Genomic DNA, 17,430 nt, shown 5'->3' on the forward strand with positions numbered 1-17,430 from the left:
ACGACATGTGGTACTTCACGTTGCGAACTGTAGATCCGTGTGGCCGAAATCGTCTCCTTTGTACAGCAGGGCCTCACCCAGATCCTTTGCCAGCGCGTAGGTAATGCAGTCGCCGAAGTTCAACTTCGCAGGATGTCCGCTGCCTCGTCCGAATCTCTGGTGGGCTTCCTGAGCCAGCCGGGCCTGGTGAGGCGTGAACGGCACGACGTCGACACCAAGACCCGATAGAACAGCATCCAGCGTTGGACCTGCGTTGGATACGCCTTTGCTCGCCAGTGCTATAGCCAGCTCCAGATAACTCGGGGAAGACATGAGCGCACCGTGTTTCTCGAGCACTGCGCGGAAATGCTCTCCTTCCGGCTCTCTCAGGAGGATTGCCGCGATGGCCGACGGATCCACGATCATCGGGGAAGTCCCGTGCTCGGGTCGTACAGGGAATCGAAGTCCAAAGGCCCCTCTGTCGCGCTCAGCTCCAGGTACACCCGCTCCAGCAGTTCATCCAGCCCAGAGTGAGCACCTTCGGCATCCAGTTTCCCGAGCAGATCCGTAATCGCCTTCTCCACCACCCGCGTCTGGCTGAGGCCAGTCCTGGAAGCGGCCTCGCGCACCAAGTCATGGATGCGCTCATCCTTGATGTTGAGACTCATGGCATGATTCTACCTTTGTGCGCACACTTTCTACCATTTGCTTCCAGGTGCCGGCCCTGTCCTCCCCGGCGCCGGAACAATACGCCCAGAGCCACCAGTACACGCCTCGGCGCAACCCTGTCGGACGTCCGGCGCCTCGGGTGCCTCTTCACGCAGCTGTGCCGGCTTGGGGAACGGTCGGGACCACCTCGGCGACCTGCACCCGGGCTCCCTCCGGCACGGTCAGGGTCCAGGGTTCGTCGGATCGCCACGTGCCCGGGACGCCGTCTTTCGGGTAATGCTCCAGGACCGCTCCGTCCACCCACACCTGCGACCCGCCCACACTCCCGCGATTCGCCTGCCTTACGGTCATTCGCTTGCGCTGTAGCGCAGGCGTTCGTCCACAAGACAAGCGTTTCCGTCGGGAAGGCCAGCGGACGACGGCAAGGCTGGCGGACGACGAGAGGGCTGGCGGACGACGAGAGGGCTGGCGGACGACGGGAAGGCAGGCAGATTGGGGGCTTGGTGCCGTGGGTGTGGTGGTTTCCGATGGTCCGCTTGCCTTACGGTCATTCGCTTGCGCTGTAGCGCAGGCGTTCGTCCACAAGACAAGCGTTTCCGTCGGGAAGGCCAGCGGACGACGGCAAGGCTGGCGTTCGTCGGGAAGGCTGGCGGACGTCGGGAAGGCAGGCAGATTGGGGGCTTGGTGCCGTGGGTGTGGTGGTTTCCGGTGGTCCGCTTGCCTTGCGGTCATTCGCTTGCGCTGTAGCGCTGGCGTTTGTCCGTAAGGCAGGCGTTTCCGTCGGGAAGGCCAGCGGACGACGGCAAGGCTGGCGTTCGTCGGGAAGGCTGGCGGACGACGGCAAGGCAGGCATTCCCGTCGGACCCCTACCGCCGTCCCTCGAAGAATTCCTCCAGCAGGGCCGCGCAGTCGGCTTCCAGCACCCCCGAGGTCACCCTCGGGCGGTGGTTGAGTCGCGGGTCGCGCAGCACGTCGAACAGCGACGCCACCGCCCCCGCTTTGTCGTCAAAGGCCCCGAACACGAGGTGATCGATCCGGGCCGCGACGATCGCGCCCGCGCACATGGTGCACGGTTCCAAGGTCACCACCAGGGTGCAGCCCGTCAGCCGCCAGCTGCCGAGGACCTCGGCGGCGCGCCGGATCGCGACCACCTCGGCGTGCGCCGTCGGGTCGCCCGTGAGTTCGCGTTCGTTGCCACCCACCCCGATCAGCGACCCGTCCGGCCCGAGGACGACGGCCCCCACCGGCACGTCGCCACGCAACCCCGCTTCCCGGGCCGCGGCGAGGGCCTGCCGCATCGCGGGTTCGTAGCGTCGCGCCACGCTCAGGGATCCCTCAGTCGTCGAAGGCCTCGACGGCCCGCTCGAACACCTCGCCGATCTTCAGGCGCCGCGCCACCTGCATCAGCAGCTCGTCGGAGTCCTCCTCGTAGTCGGTGGCGATGGCCTCCAGCTCGAATCCTCGCAACCCGGCGGCGGCGAACATCTCCAGGTCCCCGATCGGAGCCGGTTCGTCCTCCTCGTCGGGGATCTCCTCACCCAGGTAGTCCACGACGTCACGGGCGATGGGCCAGTCGTTGGCGGCGGTGGCGTCGCTGAGCAGCACCTCCACCACCCGTCCCCTGACCCGGCAGATCACGAAGAACTCACCCGCCACCGAGACGTACCCGTCCGCCCCGGAATCACCGGGCAGGCGACCGAGCTGGCGGATCAACTCGTCGAGGTCGTTGGCCAGGTCGAAGTCCATGGGCACCGCCGTCGCCTTGCCATCCTCCCGGTACACGGCGACGACGAGGTCGATGTCGTCCTCCCCCGCGTCCTCGAGGTCGTCGTCGAAGAACTCTTCCTCCAAGTCGTCGGCGGCTTCCAGGTCGCGATCATCCTTCAGGTCAAAGGGCTCGGCGTCTTCATCAAAGGCGTCCACGGCTGATCTCCTCCCGGGTCTTACAGACACCCCATCCTTCCAGATCATCGAGTTCTTTGAGGACCCGGGCCAATATCCGTTCCCCGGATCCCCCGGGTGTGTCAGAGTGGGGTCGTGGAACTTCGCGTCATCTCTCATCCCCTCGTCGATCACAAGCTGACGGTCCTGCGCGACCGCAACACCGAGCAACCCACCTTCCGATGCCTCGTCGAGGAACTGGTGACCCTGCTGGCCTACGAGGCCACCCGCGGGGTGCGCGTCCACGAAACAGCCATCGAAACCCCCGTCGCCCCCACCGTCGGCACGAAACTGGATTCCCCCGCCCCGCTGGTGGTCCCGATCCTGCGCGCGGGCCTGGGGATGCTCGACGGCATGCTGCGGCTGGTGCCGACCGCGGAGGTCGGTTTCCTGGGCATGATCCGCGACGAGAAAACCCTGGAACCCACCACCTACGCCGAACGCCTGCCGCAGGACCTCTCCGGCCGCCAGTGCTACGTGCTCGACCCGATGCTCGCCACCGGCGGGTCGCTGGGTGAGGCCGTGAAGTTCCTCGTCGGCCGCGGCGCCGACGACATCACCTGCATCTGTTTGCTGGCGGCCCCCGAGGGGATCGAGAAGATCCAGGACCTGCTGGCGGACCTCGACGTCCCCTGCACCCTGGTGGTCTCCGCCGTCGACGAACACCTCAACGACCGGGGCTTCATCGTCCCCGGCCTGGGCGACGCCGGTGACCGGCTGTACGGGCTGGCCGACTAGTCCCTGGCTCCCGCGGCCAGCCCGCCGGCCCGGCTCAGCTGTCCTTACCGGCCAGCTTGGTCGAGCAATTCACTGCGGCCTCCGCGACGGCCTTGCCATCCTCGTCGCTGGTCTTGGCGTTGACATCGATCTTCCCGTCGGCGAGTTTCTGGAGGGTGTCGGAGCTCACCTTGTCGTAGCTCCCATCCACCACGCAACCGACGTAGTCGTTGAGCACGCCCTCCGCGTACGTGGAGCCGCCCTTCTCCTTGATCATCTTGATGATGCCCGCCTTGACGGCGTCCTTGCTCGGTTTCCCGCTGCACCCGACCGCGCCAAAAGCGATGGCGACAGAGGCCAGGACTGCCACCGACCCCTTGAGCACCCGAGAGTTCATGTTGTTGTTTCCCTTCCTCGGCGCGGCTCAGCGCCGACACCGAGCAGGGTAGTGGTTCCCCGGACCACCGGGAGACCACACCCCGGTGCTCAGTAGTAGTACGGGAACCCCGACCAGTCGGGGGTACGGCGCTCCAGGAAGGAGTCGCGGCCCTCCACTGCCTCGTCGGTCATGTAGGCCAGGCGGGTGGCCTCTCCGAGCAGCACCTGCTGGCCGACGAGCCCGTCGTCGATCAGGTTGAAGGAGTACTTCAGCATTCGCTGCGCGGTCGGGGACTTCCCGCAGATCCTCGCCGCCCAGTCGAGCCCGGTCTCCTCCAGTTCCTCGTGCGGCACCACCTTGTTGACCATGCCCATTTCGTGGGCCTCCTGGGCGTCGTGGACGTCGCCGAGGAAGAAGATCTGGCGGGCGAACTTCTGCCCCACCTGGCGGGCCAGGTAGGCGGATCCGAAACCGCCGTCGAAGGAACCGACATCGGCGTCGGTCTGCTTGAAGCGGGCGTGCTCGCGGGAGGCGATGGTCAGGTCGGCGACGACGTGCAGGGAGTGCCCGCCGCCCGCGGCCCAGCCGTTGACGAGCGCGATCACGACCTTGGGCATGAACCGGATGAGCCGCTGCGCTTCCAGGATGTGCAACCGGGCGAGTTTCGCCTTGTCGACGGTGTTCGCGGTCTCGCCGTCGGCGTACTGGTATCCGGCGCGACCCCGGATGCGCTGGTCACCGCCGGAGCAGAACGCCCAGCCGCCGTCCTTCGGGCTCGGCCCGTTGCCGGTGAGCAGCACGCAGCCGATGTCGGCGCTGGTGCGGGCGTGTTCCAGGGCCGCGATCAGTTCGTCGACGGTGTGGGGCCGGAAGGCGTTGCGCACCTCGGGTCGGTTGAAGGCGATCCTGACGGCCGCGACATCGCGGGCGCGGTGGTAGGTGATGTCGGTGAACTCGAAGCCGGGGATCTCGTCCCATTTCTCGGGCCGGAACGGGTTGGTCATGCCCACACCCTAGAGGTTCCGCACCTCCTCAGAGGTAGGGACGTTCCAGGGCGCGGCGGGCGCGGTCGGGGAAGTTCGTGATGACCGCGTCGACTCCCAGCGCCGCGAGGAAGCGGATGTCCTCGTTCTTGTCGACGGTCCACACGTTCACCCCAACCCCGGCCTCGTGACACAGCCACATGTAGTTGGGTTGCTGGAGGGCGTAGAAATGCGGGTGGAGGAACTTGGCCCCGAAGACGTTGGCGTAACGCCACGGGTCGTAGAGGCCGTCGGAGTACAGCAGGCCGAGGCATTCCGGGGGCACCGCCCCGCGCAGGTTCGCCAGAGCGAAGTGGTTGAACGACGAGAACAGCACCCGGTGGAGCATCCCGGCTTCCTGCACGATCGTCAGGGCGTCGTTCTCCATGCCGGGATACAGCTCGATGCTGTTCTTCAGTTCGAGGTTGATGCGCAGCCGGGTGGGTTCGAGCAGTTCAAGGACCTCCCGGAGGGTGGGGATCTGCACCTTCCGGTGACCGACGAAACCGTTGCTGAAGTTGCACAGCCGCAGCTGCTCCAAGGTCAGGTCGGCCACCCTGCCGAACCCGTTCGAGGTGCGGTTGATGGTTTCGTCGTGGATGACGACGAGCTGCCCGTCGATGGTGCGTTGCACGTCGAGTTCAACGCCGTCCGCACCCATCTCGATCGCCTGTTGGATGGCGGGAATGGTGTTCTCGGGGGCGTATGCCGATGCTCCACGATGAGCCCAGATCGCTGTCATGATTCTCCTCCCCGGCCATGATATGCCCTCTGGCAAGGGTTTTCGGGAAGAACGCGGGCCGGGTCCTCCCCGGGGCTGGTTGAACCGACCCGCAAGCCATCTCCTTCAAAGCCGGTTGAGCCGACCCCCGAGTTCTCACCTTCAAAGCTGGTTGAGCCGACCCGCGAGCGTCAGCGAGCAGGTCGAGTCGAAACCAGGCCGACCGCACCCGGGAAACCGTGGTCAGGTCTGCTGCCCGGCCGCCTGATGGTTTCGACACGGGCCGTTCGTTCCTCACGGCCCGGCTCAACCAGCTTCAGGACGGGGCGCTCACGAGCTGGCTCAACCAGCTTGTTCGGGCTTCACTCCTTCATGACGAAGGCGGTGCTCGGCACCCCGTAGTGGGCGTAGACGGATTCGCAGCCGTGGCAGGGACCCACGAGCTTGTCCTCCGGGGCTCTGATCACCACCTCCATGCCGAGTTCGGGCAGCTTGTCGACGCCGTTCGCCTCCGCGGCCTGGGACAGCACCTTGAAGGCCGCGTCCAGCGAGTGGTTCCACTTCGCGTAGGGGCCGCCGCCGCGGATCGCGTTGTCCAGCCAGGCCTCGTACCAGGCGACGAATCCCGTCGCCACCCGCCGGAACTCCCCGTCGCAGAACCGGGAATCGAGCGCCACCGAGCCGTCGATCAGGTCGAGCGCCCACTGGGCTCCGCAACCGGCCTGCGCCAGGTGCAGCCAGCTGTCGGTGATCGGGCGCAGGTCGAGACCGTAACCGGGTCCGGCCCCGGATGCGGCGATCTCGTCGACGAACCAGCGGGCGTCCGCGGGCAGTTCGATGGAGTCGGTGAACCCGGGAGCGCCGAGCCGCATCCCGTGGTTGCGGCCGCCGAGCCAGCCCGCCTCGTTCCGGGAATCCCCGGATGCGTTCCGCAGCAGGTCGAGGGTGAGTTGCAGGTCGTGGCGGGTGAGCCGGGGTGCGGGGTCGATTGGTTTCAGGAGCGCCCACTCGCGCAGCACCCGGATGCCCTCGGCCTCCGTCGGACCCTCGGCCAGGACCACGCGGCCGGGTTCCCAGTCGTCGCCGCCGAGCTTGACCTCGGCGATCCGGTTCGGTCCGACACCGAGGAAACAGCCGAGCGGGACGATGTCGTTACCGCGGGTGGCGGGGATGACGCCGCTGTCCAGCACCTTCGTCGTGAGCGCCCGGGAACCGCCCAGCCGTTCACGGTAGGCCTGCGCCACCTCGATCGGCACGCCGATGCTGCGGTCGATGGAGCCCATGGTGACGAGGTATCTCCGGCCCTGGAGCGTGGTCTCGAACTGCTCCACGTCGGGGTTCTCGGTGTCGATGAGGTCTGCCCGTCCGATCGCGGTCAGCAGCACCGGCCCGAACGCGCAGGCCCAGTTGCACCCGGACGTGACCAGCGCCCGGTACATGTCGTCGCCGTAGCCGCTGGCCGTGACGAGGGCCCCGGGGGTTCCCAGGACGCCTCCCCGGATGTCGAGGGTTATGAAGACGCCGTGGGGTGGTTCCTCCTGCATCGAGTTGATGTAGCACTTGATCACGGGCAGGCCCTCGCCGAGCTGCACAATCTGGACGTCGTCCTCCTCGACCACCTGCGCCCCGTTGAAATGGTTCGCGATCACGCCGGCCAGTATCTTCTCGGGGGTGGGGTTCGGGTCATTGGGTTCGCTCATGCCCCCATGACAACACACTTCCGGGGCAGCAGAAAGCGGGGCAGCAGAAAGGCCTCGCGCCGGGAGGTTCGGGCTGCGAGGCCCGGTGTCGTGGCGCGCTCGGAGGGACTCGAACCCCCAACCTTCTGATCCGTAGTCAGATGCTCTATCCATTAAGCTACGAGCGCGGGCGAGGAGTAACTATACGGGCCCACCCGCGGCTTGGCAAAACCGCGAAACGCGAGCGGCCCCGGGGGGAGCCCCGGGGCCGCTCGTAGACTGGCGGAGGTGGCGGGATTTGAACCCGCGATGGGGTTGAGCCCCAAACCCGCTTAGCAGGCGGGCGCCATAGACCAGACTAGGCGACACCTCCAGCGCGCTACAGACTAGCCGAGGCACAACAGCACCGGCAACCGACTCCCCGTGGCGGCGCAGGCCGCCGCAGCGACTGTCCTCCGTACGTCCGACCGACAAGTACACTGAACCCTCGATGCGAGAGGAGAACGCGTCTTGACCAGCAAAAAATATCCGCGGCTCTTTCGCGGCGGTGACCCGGAACGTCGGCATGACGACGTCACGGGTGGGTTGAGCGACGAGTCCGAAACCGAACAGACATCCATCCGCCCCCACAAGGTATCGGATCACGGATCGAAAACCTCGGAGAAAACCACCTCCCGCAGCGCCACCGACTCCCCCGCGAAAAGCGGCAGGGATTCCTCGAAAAAGAACAGGGACTCGTCGACGAGCAGGTCGGGTGGTTCACGCGCCGGCGCCAAGATGGCCGAACCACGCGGGACCAGGGACGACTCCGCCCCCAAGCACGCCGCCGATTCCAAGGGGCCGCCGGACAGGGCCTTCAGGCGAAGCGTGACCCTGACCGTGGCCAGCGCCCTGCTGCCGGGGCTCGGGCTCATGGGGGCCAGGCAACGCTGGATGAGGATCCTGGGGGCGCTGCTCCCCATCGGTTTCCTGGGTGGCCTGGTCCTGTTGGCGGTGCGCGCCGTCATGAACCCGGAGGTCGCCATCGGCTGGGCCCTCAGACCCGGGATCCTGCGCGGCACCATACTGGTCCTGATCGTCGCCGCGCTGGGCTGGGCCTGCCTGATCACCCTGACCCACCTCATCACCAGACCCAAGGGCCTGGCCACGGCGAAACGGGCCATCGGGGCGGGCCTGGTGGTCGTTCTCACCTTCGTCGTCTCCGCCCCGCTGGCGGTGGCCGCCCGCTACACCCTGTCCCAGCTGCAGCTGGTGGAGAAGGTCTTCGGCCCCGACGTCCAGGCCAGCGGCCGTCCCGACATCGACGTGAATGCCGAGAACCCGTGGAAGGACACCCCACGTCTCAACATCCTGCTGCTCGGCGCGGACAGCACGGGCAGCCGCATAGCCGACAACAATGGGATCTACGTCCCCCGCACCGACACCATCATGGTGGCCTCCATCGACACCACGACGGGAAACACCACCCTGGTCCAGATTCCCCGCAGCGTGGAGCGCACCCCGTTCCCGGAGGGCAGCAAGCTGGCGAAGCTGTTCCCCCGTGGTTTCCGTGGCGCCGGGGACAGCACGGAATGGCTGATCAACGCCATCTGGGAGCGGACCGTCAGCAAGGACTACCCGGAGATGGCCGAAGCCGTCGCACCCGCCACCTATCCCGGCGCGGAGGCCCTGAAACAAGGGGTCGAGGGCGTGACCGGACTGCACATGCACTACTTCGCGCTGGTCAACATCGACGGCCTGCAGCAGCTGATCGACGCAATGGGCGGGGTGAGACTGAACGTCAACCGGAAACTTCCCATCGGCGGCGACCACCAGACCGGCGCCCGGCCCCACGGCTGGTTGAAGCCCGGCCCCGACCAGCTCCTTGATGGCTACAACGCCATGTGGTACGCGAGGAGCCGTTTCGACTCGGACGACTACGCCCGCATGGCCCGCCAGTCCTGCCTGGTGAACGCTGTCATCAAACAGGCGAACCCGACGACGATGCTCACCTCCTACGAGGGCATCGCCCAGGCCTCCTCGGACATGGTGATGACCGACATCCCGCAGGAGGTGCTGGCCCCGCTGGCCCAGCTGGCCTTCAAGGTCAAGGACGCCTCGATCTCACGGCTCGCCTTCGTGCACGGCCAGAGCGGATTCGACGCGGGCAACCCGGATTTCGTGCTGATGCGCAAACGGGTACAGGACGCCATCAACCCGCCCTCCGCTACGAACACCCCCACGGAGAGCGCCTCCGCCGCACCCACCGAGGCCCCCAGCACCGCCAAGCCGTCGCCGACGAAACAGACCTCCTCGGAGCAGCCCAGTCCCTCTGCGGCGTCCTCCGACGCGGCTCCTCCGACCACCGAACGGATCGCGGACGCCTGTGCCTACCAGCCGGAGGAGTGAACCGTCCGGGCGACGACCCAAGAGCGGCGAGAGTGGGATTCGAACCCACGGAGAGTTGCCCCTCGGCCGCTTTCAAGGCGGCTGCACTAGTCCACTATGCGATCTCGCCGTGCGGGATTCATTCCGCGGAGACCATCTTAGGGGTTGAGGGGCTCCACGCTCCTCCGCCCCGCGCATGAATCGCGGAGGTCCGACGGTTCAACGTCGCCACACGACGTTGAACCGTTTTTCACCCGCGATTAGCGCACGGGAGAATGGACCGGTGCCACCCAAGTCACCGCTTCCGCCACGCCACGGGCTGCAGGCCGCGTGGGTCCGCACCCCCGACCGCGGGGCGCCCGCGCCGTGGGCGACGATGCGGGAGTTCCTGCTCGACAAACTGGGACCCGGCCGCGACTGCGTCGACCCGATGCTGGCTCGCGGTGACTTCGTCGACGAACACGGCGCGCCGTGGCGGGGCGACGAACCATACCGGCCCAACACCTTCGTCTGGTTCCACCGGGAGTTGCGGCCGGAGGCCGAGGTGCCGGGCGTGCTGGAGGTGCTGCACCGCGACGAACGGGTCGTCGTGTTCGACAAACCGCACTTCCTGTCGACCATTCCGCGCGGCAGGCACGTGCTGCAGAGCGCCGTCGTGAGGGGCAGGGCGGCCACGGGGCTGCCGGAGTTGTCGGCGGCGCACCGGCTGGATCGGGGCACCGCCGGGGTGCTGCTGATGACCACGGGGAAGCGGTGGCGTTCGGCGTATCAGGACGTTTTCGCGCGCCGCGAGGTGAGCAAGGTCTACGAGGCAATCGCCCCCTTCGACCCGGACGTCGGGTTTCCGCGGGTGGTGAGGTCGCACCTGGTCAAACGCATAGGGGTGCTGCAGGCCGAGACCCTGGACCTGCCGCCGAACTCGGAGACGTGGATCGACGTGATCGAGGTGCGCGGCGCGTGGGCCCGCTACGAGGTCCGTCCCCGAACCGGCCGGACCCACCAGATCCGCGCCCACTTCAATCAACTCGGGCTGCCGCTGCTCGGTGACCCGCTCTACCCGGTGATCTCGGATGTGGAAATCGACGACTTCACCACCCCGCTGCGGCTGCTGGCCCGGGAGCTGTCCTTCACCGACCCCGTCGACGGATGCGAGCGGCGTTTCACGTCGCGTCGGCGGCTCACCTGGCCGGATGAGGTCGCGTGATCCCTCGCCCGCCCCTCCCCCGGTTTACCACCCCGGTTTACCGTCCCTCCCGGTTTACCCACCCCCGGCTTGCCGTCCCTCTGGTTTACCGTCCCGCCCCCGGTTGGCCGTCCCTCTGGTTTGCTGGCCTTACCACCCATTTGCTGGGCTTGTTCACGTTCGCTGGCCTCACAGCGCAGGCAAACATGAACAAGCCCAGCAAAACCGGATCAAGGCCAGCAAAACATCCTGCTCAAAGCCGGTTCAGCCGGGCCGCGACGAAGGATCAGCCCGAGACGAAACCAGCGTGAGGGAGGATGGGGGCGTGCACGTTGAGGAATCGCTGGGCGCCGGACGCACGATGTGGCGGTCCCGGGGCGCGGCGGCCGCGGTCATTCCCGCCGACGGGTGCGTCGACGTCATCCTGCGCGGCGACGACGTCCACCTGGCAGGCCCCTCCACCGTGTGCATTCCCACCAGCCCCAACGTCGGTGAGACGGTCGGGATCCGGTTCGACCCCGGGCTGGCGGCCGGGGTGCTGCGGTTCAGCCCCGCCGAGGTTCGCGACCTGGCCGCCCCGCTGCGGGATGTCGTCGGAGCGGCCCGCACCGCGGAGGTCGCGCGGATCCTGCGCACGCTCCGTTCCTTCGGAACCGCTCCCGGGAGCGACCTTCTGGCCTCCCCCGCCGACGGCTGGGTCGGGTTGGTCCGTCGCGCTGCCGCTACCGGGGCCAGTGCCGTGCAGGTGGCCGGGGAGATCGGCTGGTCCACCCGCCACCTGCGACGCCGGATGCTCGCGACCTTCGGGTACGGCTACGGCTCCCTGGTGCGGGTAGCGCGGATGCGACGGGCCCTGTCGCTGATGGGGCCGGGAAGCGGATCTCCCGCAGGCCCGGCCGCCACGCACTGGTTGAGCCGGGCCGCGACGAGGGAGCAGCCCGAGTCGAAACCCTCCTTGGCTGCTGTGGCGCACGCCGCCGGATACGCGGATCAGGCGCACATGACCCGCGATTTCCGGCTCCTGGTGGGCCGGACCCCGGCTCAGGTGGCGGGCAGCCAGGCGTAGAGGTCGATCGAGTTGCCGTCGGGGTCGTGGAGCGTGGCGTAGCGCTGCCCCCAGTGCGCGTCCCACGGTTCGACGTGTCCGTGATGCCCGGCCGCCACGAGGTCGCAATAGACGCGGTCCACCTGCTCCGGGCTGCCCATGTCGAAGGCCAGGGCGATGCGATGCCCACCCGTCGGGACGGTGTAGCCGGTATCGAACCCGCGGATGACGTCGACGCTGTCCCATGCGATGACGGTGCCGTCGCCGAGTTTCGCCTCGACGTGCGGGGCGTCGTCGGAACCTGCCGGGACGGTGATGCCGAGGGCGCGGTAGAAGGCCAGCGATGCGGCCATGTCGGAGGTGACGATCCCGATGAAACCAAGTGTGAGAGCCATGTGACCACGCTATTGAGCGCCCGGAGTCATCGTCTTGAACGAAACGGACACGACACCTCCCCACCCCTTTGACCGGCCACACCACACCCCACCGCCCCGCCCCCTCCCACCGGTTTTGCTGGCCTTAACACTGGTTTGCTGGCCTTGTTGATGTTTGCTGGCGTCACAGCGCAGGCAAACGTGAACAAGCCCAGCAAACCGACATCAGGGCCAGCAAACCGACATCAGGGCCAGCAAATAGGTGCTAAGGCCAGCAAACCGGATCCGACGGGTGGCCGGGGCTCCGATCGGGTGGCCGGGGCTCCTGTCGGTTGGCCGAGGCTCCGGGCGGGTGGCCGGGCTGTTGGTTGGGGTTGGACGGGGTCCCGGGCGGTTTTCTCACAGCAGGGTGAGGGGCCGCGCATAGACTTCCTCTCATGCGAGCTGTCATCGTCGAGGAGCCCGGGGACGTCGAGGCCCTGACCATCAAGGAAACCCCCACCCCCACCCCCCAGCCGGGGGAGGTGCTGGTGCGCACCGTCGCCGCGGGCGTGAACCGCGCCGACCTGCTGCAACGTCGCGGCTACTACCCGCCCCCGAAGGGCATCACCGACATCATCGGCCTGGAGGCCTCCGGTGTCGTCGAGGCGATCAGCGCCGGTGTGACCCGGTGGAGGATCGGCGACGAGGTGGTGGCGCTGCTCGCGGGTGGCGGCTATGCGGAGTACTTCGTCGTCCCCGAGGGGCAGCTGGTTCCCCCTCCCCCCGGGGTGGATCTCGTGACCGCCGCGGGTCTGCTGGAGGTGGCCGCCACCGTCGTCTCGAACATGGACGTCGCCGGTTTGAAGGCCGGTGAGACGCTGCTGGTCCACGGCGGGGCGGGTGGGGTCGGCACCTTCGCCACCCAGTACGCGAAATCCCTCGGAGCGCGCGTCGTCACCACCGCCGGCAGCGACCCGAAGCTGCTGCACTGCCTGGCCCACGGCGCCGAGGTGGCGCTCGACTACCACGGCGACTGGGTCGACGGGGTGCGCGAGGCCACCGGGGGCCGCGGCGCGGACGTGATCCTGGACATCATGGGCGCCAAATACCTGGAGGCGAATGTCAAGGCCCTCGCCAAACGCGGCCGCATGGTGGTGATCGGCCTCCAGGGCGGCACCAAGGGAACCCTCAACCTGGGACTGCTGCTGCAGAAGATGGGAACCATCACGGCAACGTCGCTGCGATTCCGGCCGGTCGCGGAGAAGGCCGCGATCTGCACCCGGGTGGTGGAGACGGTGTGGCCGAAGATCGGCGACGGCGAGATCCGCCCCGCCCCCGAGACCCGGGTCCCGTTCGACGAGGTGCGCCGGGCGCACCAGATCCTCGAGTCCGGGGAGAACGTCGGCAAACTGGTGCTGGTGTTCTGAGGGACCCCGCAGGAGAAGCCACGGCGCGACCGCAGGAACGGTCGCGCCACTTCCCTACGCTAAGCTGACCGAATCGCATTCCCGACAGAATGAGGTTACTGTGCGTGTTGTCAGCATAGTTGGCGCCCGCCCGCAGTTCGTGAAGCTAGCTCCCATCGCGAAGGCTTTCGAGGCCGAGGGGATAGACCACAGGATCATCCACACTGGTCAGCACTACGACGTGAACATGTCAGAGTCGTTCTTCATGGAGCTGGGGATCCCCACCCCGGACCTGCACCTGGGTGTCGGAGGCGGCAGCCACGGCGTGATGACAGGACGGATGTTGGAGGAGCTCGACCCTGCACTTGCAGGCCTTGAGCCTGACTGGGTCCTGGTCTACGGCGACACCAACTCCACGATCGCCGGAGCCCTGTCTGCCGTCAAGCTGCATCTAAAAGTGGCGCACCTGGAAGCAGGGTTGCGTTCCTTCAATCGACGCATGCCGGAAGAACACAACCGCGTCCTGACAGATCACGCCGCCGACCTGTGCCTGGCCCCCACAGCCGACGCGATGGCCCACTTGGCCGCTGAGGGCTTGGCCGCCCGATCCATACTCGTGGGTGACGTCATGACTGACGTCTGTCTGCAGGTCCGTGATTCCGTTGTGACCGCTCAGCGCATCGTCCCGGGTATTCCTAGCGGTCAACGTTACGTCTTGGCGACTATTCACCGCGCGGAAAACACGGACGACCCACAACGTCTTCACGCAATCCTGACCTCACTGAACTCCTTGGACGTTCCCGTGTATCTTCCCGCCCACCCCAGGCTGAAAGCGCGACTGGAATCCGGTGACCCCGGAATCGCCTTGGGGAACCTGCACCTCATCGACCCCCTCGCCTACCCGGACATGGTCGCAGCAGTGATACATGCCGCAGGAGTCATCACCGATTCGGGCGGCTTGCAGAAAGAGGCTTTCCTGCTGGGCACGGTATGCACGACAGTTCGCACCGAGACCGAATGGGTGGAGACAATCCGCAATGGATGGAACGTTCTTGATCCAAACCTGGAACGACTGGCTGAGACCGCCACCCGAAACAACCCGCCAACTGACCCCACCGCGCCTTATGGTGATGGAACAGCCGCGTTCACGGTGGCGCGAACGTTGATGGACAACACGTCCGCCGAGACGTGAACTGCGGCATCTGCGCGACGCCCCGCGAGACGATTCTCTAAAGGTTCAGCTCCTTGCCTCCAAGGCCAAGGAAACGCAACACACGAGTTCTTGGGCGGCCACCGTCAGATTCCCGCCGTACCTTGATTTGGAGCCAATCACGATGAAGCGAATGATCTACCATCACCCGCTACCACTCACGGAGGGTGCAACATCAGCTTCCGGCATCCGACCCGTGCAGATGAAACACGCCTTCGAGAAAGTGGGCTACGAGGTCTGGGATGTGACGGGGTTCACCAAGGAACGCGCCCAACGCGCCGCCGATGTCCGTCATGCCCTGCGCCGCGGGATCCGGTTCGATTTCTGCTACTCGGAATCCTCCACCATGCCCATGTCCATGACGAATCCGACCCACCTGCCCACTCGGCCGTTCCTGGACTCCTCTTTCTTCCGGACTCTGCGACGTAACCGCATCCCCATCGGTCATTTTCTGCGAGACGTCTACTGGCGATTTCCTGAGTACAGACAATCCATCAAATTCCCCAAACGCGAGGCCGCTCTGCTCGCCTATGGCTGGGACATGCGGGTGCTGCGACATCAGGTTGATCACGTCTTTCTGCCGAGTGTGGAAATGGCCGCGTATCTCGATTTGGGGCGAACTCCGTTCTCGGCGCTACCTCCGGGACACGGATACCCAGCCCCAGTGGATGGCCCGAAAACTGGGATATCCATTTTCTACGTGGGCGGCATCGGGACGCACTACCACATGCACCAACTCTTCGCGGGCGTGAAGGAGGCCAGCTCGGAGGGCATCAACGTCCGACTCACCGTGTGTGTGCGGCCTGAAGAATGGGAAACCGCCCAGCACGAATACGCAGAATGGGAATGCCCGGCAATCAAGGTGGTTCACGCCCACGGCCCAGCCCTGCTGAACTACTTCCGAGACGCCAACATCGCGTCACTCATGATCGAACCGATGGAATACCGTCAACTCGCGGTTCCCGTCAAACTGTTCGAGTACATCGGAGCGGGCAAACCGATCCTCGCGACGAAAGGCACCCTGACCGGCAAGAAGGTCGAGGAGGACTCCCTCGGCTGGGTCATCGACAACACCTCCGACTCCCTGGTCGAGCTGCTCAGACGACTCGAACACGACCCCGGAGAGGTGGAACGGAAGAGGCAGACGCTCCTGACCCACCGGGAGGGCCACTCGTGGGAGAACCGGGCCCGCCAGGTCGCGGCAACCCTCCAGGGCTGAGCCACTGATGAGCCTCCGGGGGCGGTCGCCGAGCGGGCGGGCGATCCACATGGCTGAGCCTCCCGGAAGCCACCGGACCCCTTCGACTAGGCTGGCGGAGTGACCAAGGTTCTCACTTCTCTTCCCGTCGGCGAACGCGTCGGCATCGCTTTCTCCGGTGGTCTCGACACCTCCGTCGCTGTCGCCTGGATGCGCGAGTCGGGTGCCATTCCGTGCACCTACACCGCCGACATCGGTCAGTACGACGAAACCGACATCGCCTCGGTGCCCGGCCGCGCCGAGGTGTACGGGGCGGAGATCTCCCGGCTCGTGGACTGCAAGGAAGCGCTCGTCGCCGAGGGCCTGTCCGCGCTGGCCTGCGGCGCCTTCCACATCCGCTCAGGAGGTCGCGCGTACTTCAACACCACCCCCATCGGCCGGGCCGTCACCGGCACCCTGCTGGTGCGGGCGATGGCCGCCGACGACGTGTCGGTGTGGGGCGACGGCTCCACCTACAAGGGCAACGACATCGAACGCTTCTACCGCTACGGCCTGATGGCGAACCCGGAGCTGCGGATCTACAAGCCGTGGCTCGACGAGGCGTTCGTCTCGCTGCTGGGCGGCCGCGCCGAGATGAGCACCTGGCTGGCCGAACGCGGCCTGCCCTACCGCGACTCCAAGGAGAAGGCCTACTCCACCGACGCCAACATCTGGGGCGCCACCCACGAGGCGAAAACCCTCGAGGACCTCGACGTCTCCCTGGAGACGGTGGAACCGATCATGGGCGTCAAGTTCTGGGACCCGGCCGTCGAGATCCCGACGGAGGACGTCTCGATCCGTTTCGAGCAGGGCCAGCCGGTGGCGATCAACGGCCGCCGTTTCGACAGCCCCGTCGCCCTGGTGCTGGAGGCCAACGCCATCGGCGGCCGCCACGGCCTGGGCATGAGCGACCAGATCGAGAACCGCATCATCGAGGCCAAGTCGCGGGGCATCTACGAGGCCCCGGGCATGGCGCTGCTGTGGATCGCCTACGAACGCCTCCTGGCGGCGATCCACAACGAGGACACCCTCGCGAACTACCGCTCCGAGGGGCTGCGGCTCGGCCGGCTGCTGTACGAGGGTCGCTGGCTGGATCCGCAGTCGCTGATGCTGCGCGAGTCGATCCAGCGCTGGGTGGCCTCCGCCGTAACCGGTGAGGTGGACCTGAGGCTGCGTCGCGGCGACGACTACACCATCCTCGACACCCGAGGCCCGAACCTGTCCTACCAGCCGGAGAAACTCTCGATGGAGCGCGTCGAGGACGCGGCCTTCGGACCCACCGACCGCATCGGGCAGCTCACGATGCGCAACCTGGACATCGCGGACTCCCGCGAACGCCTCGAACTGTACGCCTCCCAGGGCACGCTGCTCGCAGGTCACGTCAACCTCATCGGCACCCTGGAGCAGGGCGGCGCGGCGAAGATCGCCGCCCTCGGGTCGGGCAGGACCACCGAACAGGTCGAGGACGCGGCCCTGCGCTCGGCCATGGACTTCGGAACGGACTGAGAAACACCTCTCC

Annotated in this window: 19 protein-coding genes and 3 tRNA genes; 8 read left to right on the forward strand and 14 right to left on the reverse strand. The window is 66.7% G+C overall.

Annotated features, from left to right (window positions below; all coding sequences use genetic code 11):
• Positions 1 to 15: 15 nt before the first annotated feature.
• The 5 genes from ACO6D6_RS04490 to ACO6D6_RS04510 all read right to left on the reverse strand — a co-directional run bounded on the left by ACO6D6_RS04490 (position 16) and on the right by ACO6D6_RS04510 (position 2,571).
• Entirely contained in the window at positions 16 to 405 is a 390-nt protein-coding gene (locus tag ACO6D6_RS04490; RefSeq protein WP_484783593.1) for a type II toxin-antitoxin system VapC family toxin, read from the reverse strand.
• A complete protein-coding gene (locus ACO6D6_RS04495) occupies positions 402 to 647 on the reverse strand; it encodes a type II toxin-antitoxin system VapB family antitoxin (RefSeq protein WP_484783595.1) in 246 nt (81 codons plus the stop codon). Before ACO6D6_RS04495 ends, ACO6D6_RS04490 begins: the two co-directional genes overlap by 4 nt.
• A gap of 148 nt (positions 648 to 795) precedes the next feature.
• Positions 796 to 999: a hypothetical protein gene (locus ACO6D6_RS04500; protein ID WP_484783597.1), complete on the reverse strand. Its 204-nt coding sequence runs from the start codon at positions 997 to 999 to the stop codon at positions 796 to 798.
• A gap of 515 nt (positions 1,000 to 1,514) precedes the next feature.
• The gene (gene tadA, locus ACO6D6_RS04505; protein ID WP_484783901.1) at positions 1,515 to 1,946 is read right to left on the reverse strand and encodes a tRNA adenosine(34) deaminase TadA; all 432 of its coding nucleotides are present in this window, start codon (positions 1,944 to 1,946) and stop codon (positions 1,515 to 1,517) included.
• A 37-nt stretch (positions 1,947 to 1,983) separates the two neighbouring features.
• Positions 1,984 to 2,571: a tRNA adenosine deaminase-associated protein gene (locus ACO6D6_RS04510; RefSeq protein WP_484783599.1), complete on the reverse strand. Its 588-nt coding sequence runs from the start codon at positions 2,569 to 2,571 to the stop codon at positions 1,984 to 1,986.
• Between the two features lie 114 nt (positions 2,572 to 2,685).
• On the opposite strand from ACO6D6_RS04510, the gene upp reads away from it, so the two are divergent.
• Positions 2,686 to 3,327, forward strand: coding sequence for a uracil phosphoribosyltransferase (gene upp, locus ACO6D6_RS04515; protein ID WP_484783601.1), 642 nt, complete (start codon positions 2,686 to 2,688; stop codon positions 3,325 to 3,327).
• Positions 3,328 to 3,361: 34 nt separating this feature from the next.
• Here upp and ACO6D6_RS04520 read toward each other — a convergent pair whose 3' ends face one another.
• From ACO6D6_RS04520 to ACO6D6_RS04550, 7 genes are all read right to left on the reverse strand, one after another.
• Positions 3,362 to 3,703 carry a hypothetical protein gene (locus ACO6D6_RS04520; RefSeq protein WP_484783602.1) on the reverse strand — a complete coding sequence of 114 codons (342 nt, stop codon included), beginning with the start codon at positions 3,701 to 3,703 and terminating at the stop codon, positions 3,362 to 3,364.
• Between the two features lie 89 nt (positions 3,704 to 3,792).
• On the reverse strand, positions 3,793 to 4,689 hold the full coding sequence (locus ACO6D6_RS04525) for a 1,4-dihydroxy-2-naphthoyl-CoA synthase (RefSeq protein WP_484783604.1): 897 nt from the start codon (positions 4,687 to 4,689) through the stop codon (positions 3,793 to 3,795).
• 28 nt (positions 4,690 to 4,717) lie between these two features.
• Entirely contained in the window at positions 4,718 to 5,449 is a 732-nt protein-coding gene (locus tag ACO6D6_RS04530; RefSeq protein WP_484783606.1) for a glycerophosphodiester phosphodiesterase, read from the reverse strand.
• 341 nt (positions 5,450 to 5,790) lie between these two features.
• Positions 5,791 to 7,128 (reverse strand): SMI1/KNR4 family protein, encoded by a 1,338-nt coding sequence (locus tag ACO6D6_RS04535; RefSeq protein WP_484783608.1) that lies wholly within the window; start codon positions 7,126 to 7,128, stop codon positions 5,791 to 5,793.
• A gap of 91 nt (positions 7,129 to 7,219) precedes the next feature.
• Positions 7,220 to 7,295: transfer RNA gene (locus tag ACO6D6_RS04540), tRNA-Arg, on the reverse strand.
• A 92-nt stretch (positions 7,296 to 7,387) separates the two neighbouring features.
• A tRNA-Ser gene (locus ACO6D6_RS04545) sits at positions 7,388 to 7,480 on the reverse strand.
• 268 nt (positions 7,481 to 7,748) lie between these two features.
• Complete coding sequence (locus ACO6D6_RS04550) at positions 7,749 to 8,021, reverse strand: hypothetical protein (protein WP_484783609.1); 273 nt, start codon at positions 8,019 to 8,021, stop codon at positions 7,749 to 7,751.
• On the opposite strand from ACO6D6_RS04550, the gene ACO6D6_RS04555 reads away from it, so the two are divergent.
• On the forward strand, positions 7,975 to 9,495 hold the full coding sequence (locus ACO6D6_RS04555; protein ID WP_484783611.1) for an LCP family protein: 1,521 nt from the start codon (positions 7,975 to 7,977) through the stop codon (positions 9,493 to 9,495). The two genes, ACO6D6_RS04550 and ACO6D6_RS04555, sit on opposite strands and share 47 nt — an antisense overlap.
• A 24-nt stretch (positions 9,496 to 9,519) precedes the next feature.
• On the opposite strand, the gene ACO6D6_RS04560 is transcribed toward ACO6D6_RS04555, so the two are convergent.
• Positions 9,520 to 9,604, reverse strand: a tRNA-Ser gene (locus ACO6D6_RS04560).
• 246 nt (positions 9,605 to 9,850) lie between these two features.
• On the opposite strand from ACO6D6_RS04560, the gene ACO6D6_RS04565 reads away from it, so the two are divergent.
• A complete protein-coding gene (locus ACO6D6_RS04565) occupies positions 9,851 to 10,678 on the forward strand; it encodes a pseudouridine synthase (protein WP_484783903.1) in 828 nt (275 codons plus the stop codon).
• A 304-nt stretch (positions 10,679 to 10,982) separates the two neighbouring features.
• Positions 10,983 to 11,723: a hypothetical protein gene (locus ACO6D6_RS04570; protein WP_484783614.1), complete on the forward strand. Its 741-nt coding sequence runs from the start codon at positions 10,983 to 10,985 to the stop codon at positions 11,721 to 11,723.
• On the opposite strand, the gene ACO6D6_RS04575 is transcribed toward ACO6D6_RS04570, so the two are convergent.
• Complete coding sequence (locus ACO6D6_RS04575; RefSeq protein WP_484783615.1) at positions 11,699 to 12,097, reverse strand: VOC family protein; 399 nt, start codon at positions 12,095 to 12,097, stop codon at positions 11,699 to 11,701. The genes ACO6D6_RS04570 and ACO6D6_RS04575 overlap by 25 nt on opposite strands.
• Positions 12,098 to 12,513: 416 nt before the next feature.
• Here ACO6D6_RS04575 and ACO6D6_RS04580 point away from each other — a divergent pair, with 416 nt between their 5' ends.
• The 4 genes from ACO6D6_RS04580 (at position 12,514) to argG (ending at position 17,417) form a co-directional block, all read left to right on the forward strand.
• Positions 12,514 to 13,485 carry an NAD(P)H-quinone oxidoreductase gene (locus ACO6D6_RS04580; protein ID WP_484783617.1) on the forward strand — a complete coding sequence of 324 codons (972 nt, stop codon included), beginning with the start codon at positions 12,514 to 12,516 and terminating at the stop codon, positions 13,483 to 13,485.
• Positions 13,486 to 13,585: 100 nt separating this feature from the next.
• On the forward strand, positions 13,586 to 14,656 hold the full coding sequence (gene wecB / locus ACO6D6_RS04585; RefSeq protein WP_484783619.1) for a non-hydrolyzing UDP-N-acetylglucosamine 2-epimerase: 1,071 nt from the start codon (positions 13,586 to 13,588) through the stop codon (positions 14,654 to 14,656).
• 220 nt (positions 14,657 to 14,876) lie between these two features.
• The gene (locus tag ACO6D6_RS04590) at positions 14,877 to 15,893 is read left to right on the forward strand and encodes a glycosyltransferase family protein (RefSeq protein ID WP_484783904.1); all 1,017 of its coding nucleotides are present in this window, start codon (positions 14,877 to 14,879) and stop codon (positions 15,891 to 15,893) included.
• 99 nt (positions 15,894 to 15,992) lie between these two features.
• Positions 15,993 to 17,417, forward strand: a complete 1,425-nt coding sequence (gene argG, locus ACO6D6_RS04595; RefSeq protein WP_014847869.1) for an argininosuccinate synthase — start codon at positions 15,993 to 15,995, stop codon at positions 17,415 to 17,417.
• Positions 17,418 to 17,430: the final 13 nt, after the last annotated feature.

Source organism: Arachnia sp. (assembly GCF_057238465.1).

Excerpts from the sequence above, each read along its gene's own strand:
- ACO6D6_RS04530 (WP_484783606.1), bottom strand. The coding sequence starts at position 5,449 with ATGACAGCGATCTGGGCTCATCGTGGAGCATCGGCATACGCCCCCGAG.
- ACO6D6_RS04500 (WP_484783597.1), bottom strand. The coding sequence starts at position 999 with ATGACCGTAAGGCAGGCGAATCGCGGGAGTGTGGGCGGGTCGCAGGTG.
- ACO6D6_RS04525 (WP_484783604.1), bottom strand. The coding sequence starts at position 4,689 with ATGACCAACCCGTTCCGGCCCGAGAAATGGGACGAGATCCCCGGCTTC.
- ACO6D6_RS04550 (WP_484783609.1), bottom strand. The coding sequence starts at position 8,021 with ATGAGCCCGAGCCCCGGCAGCAGGGCGCTGGCCACGGTCAGGGTCACG.
- ACO6D6_RS04580 (WP_484783617.1), top strand. The coding sequence starts at position 12,514 with ATGCGAGCTGTCATCGTCGAGGAGCCCGGGGACGTCGAGGCCCTGACC.
- ACO6D6_RS04565 (WP_484783903.1), top strand. The coding sequence starts at position 9,851 with ATGCGGGAGTTCCTGCTCGACAAACTGGGACCCGGCCGCGACTGCGTC.
- ACO6D6_RS04490 (WP_484783593.1), bottom strand. The coding sequence starts at position 405 with ATGATCGTGGATCCGTCGGCCATCGCGGCAATCCTCCTGAGAGAGCCG.
- ACO6D6_RS04575 (WP_484783615.1), bottom strand. The coding sequence starts at position 12,097 with ATGGCTCTCACACTTGGTTTCATCGGGATCGTCACCTCCGACATGGCC.
- ACO6D6_RS04520 (WP_484783602.1), bottom strand. The coding sequence starts at position 3,703 with ATGAACTCTCGGGTGCTCAAGGGGTCGGTGGCAGTCCTGGCCTCTGTC.
- ACO6D6_RS04495 (WP_484783595.1), bottom strand. The coding sequence starts at position 647 with ATGAGTCTCAACATCAAGGATGAGCGCATCCATGACTTGGTGCGCGAG.
- ACO6D6_RS04590 (WP_484783904.1), top strand. The coding sequence starts at position 14,877 with ATGAAACACGCCTTCGAGAAAGTGGGCTACGAGGTCTGGGATGTGACG.
- tadA (WP_484783901.1), bottom strand. The coding sequence starts at position 1,946 with ATGCGGCAGGCCCTCGCCGCGGCCCGGGAAGCGGGGTTGCGTGGCGAC.
- ACO6D6_RS04535 (WP_484783608.1), bottom strand. The coding sequence starts at position 7,128 with ATGAGCGAACCCAATGACCCGAACCCCACCCCCGAGAAGATACTGGCC.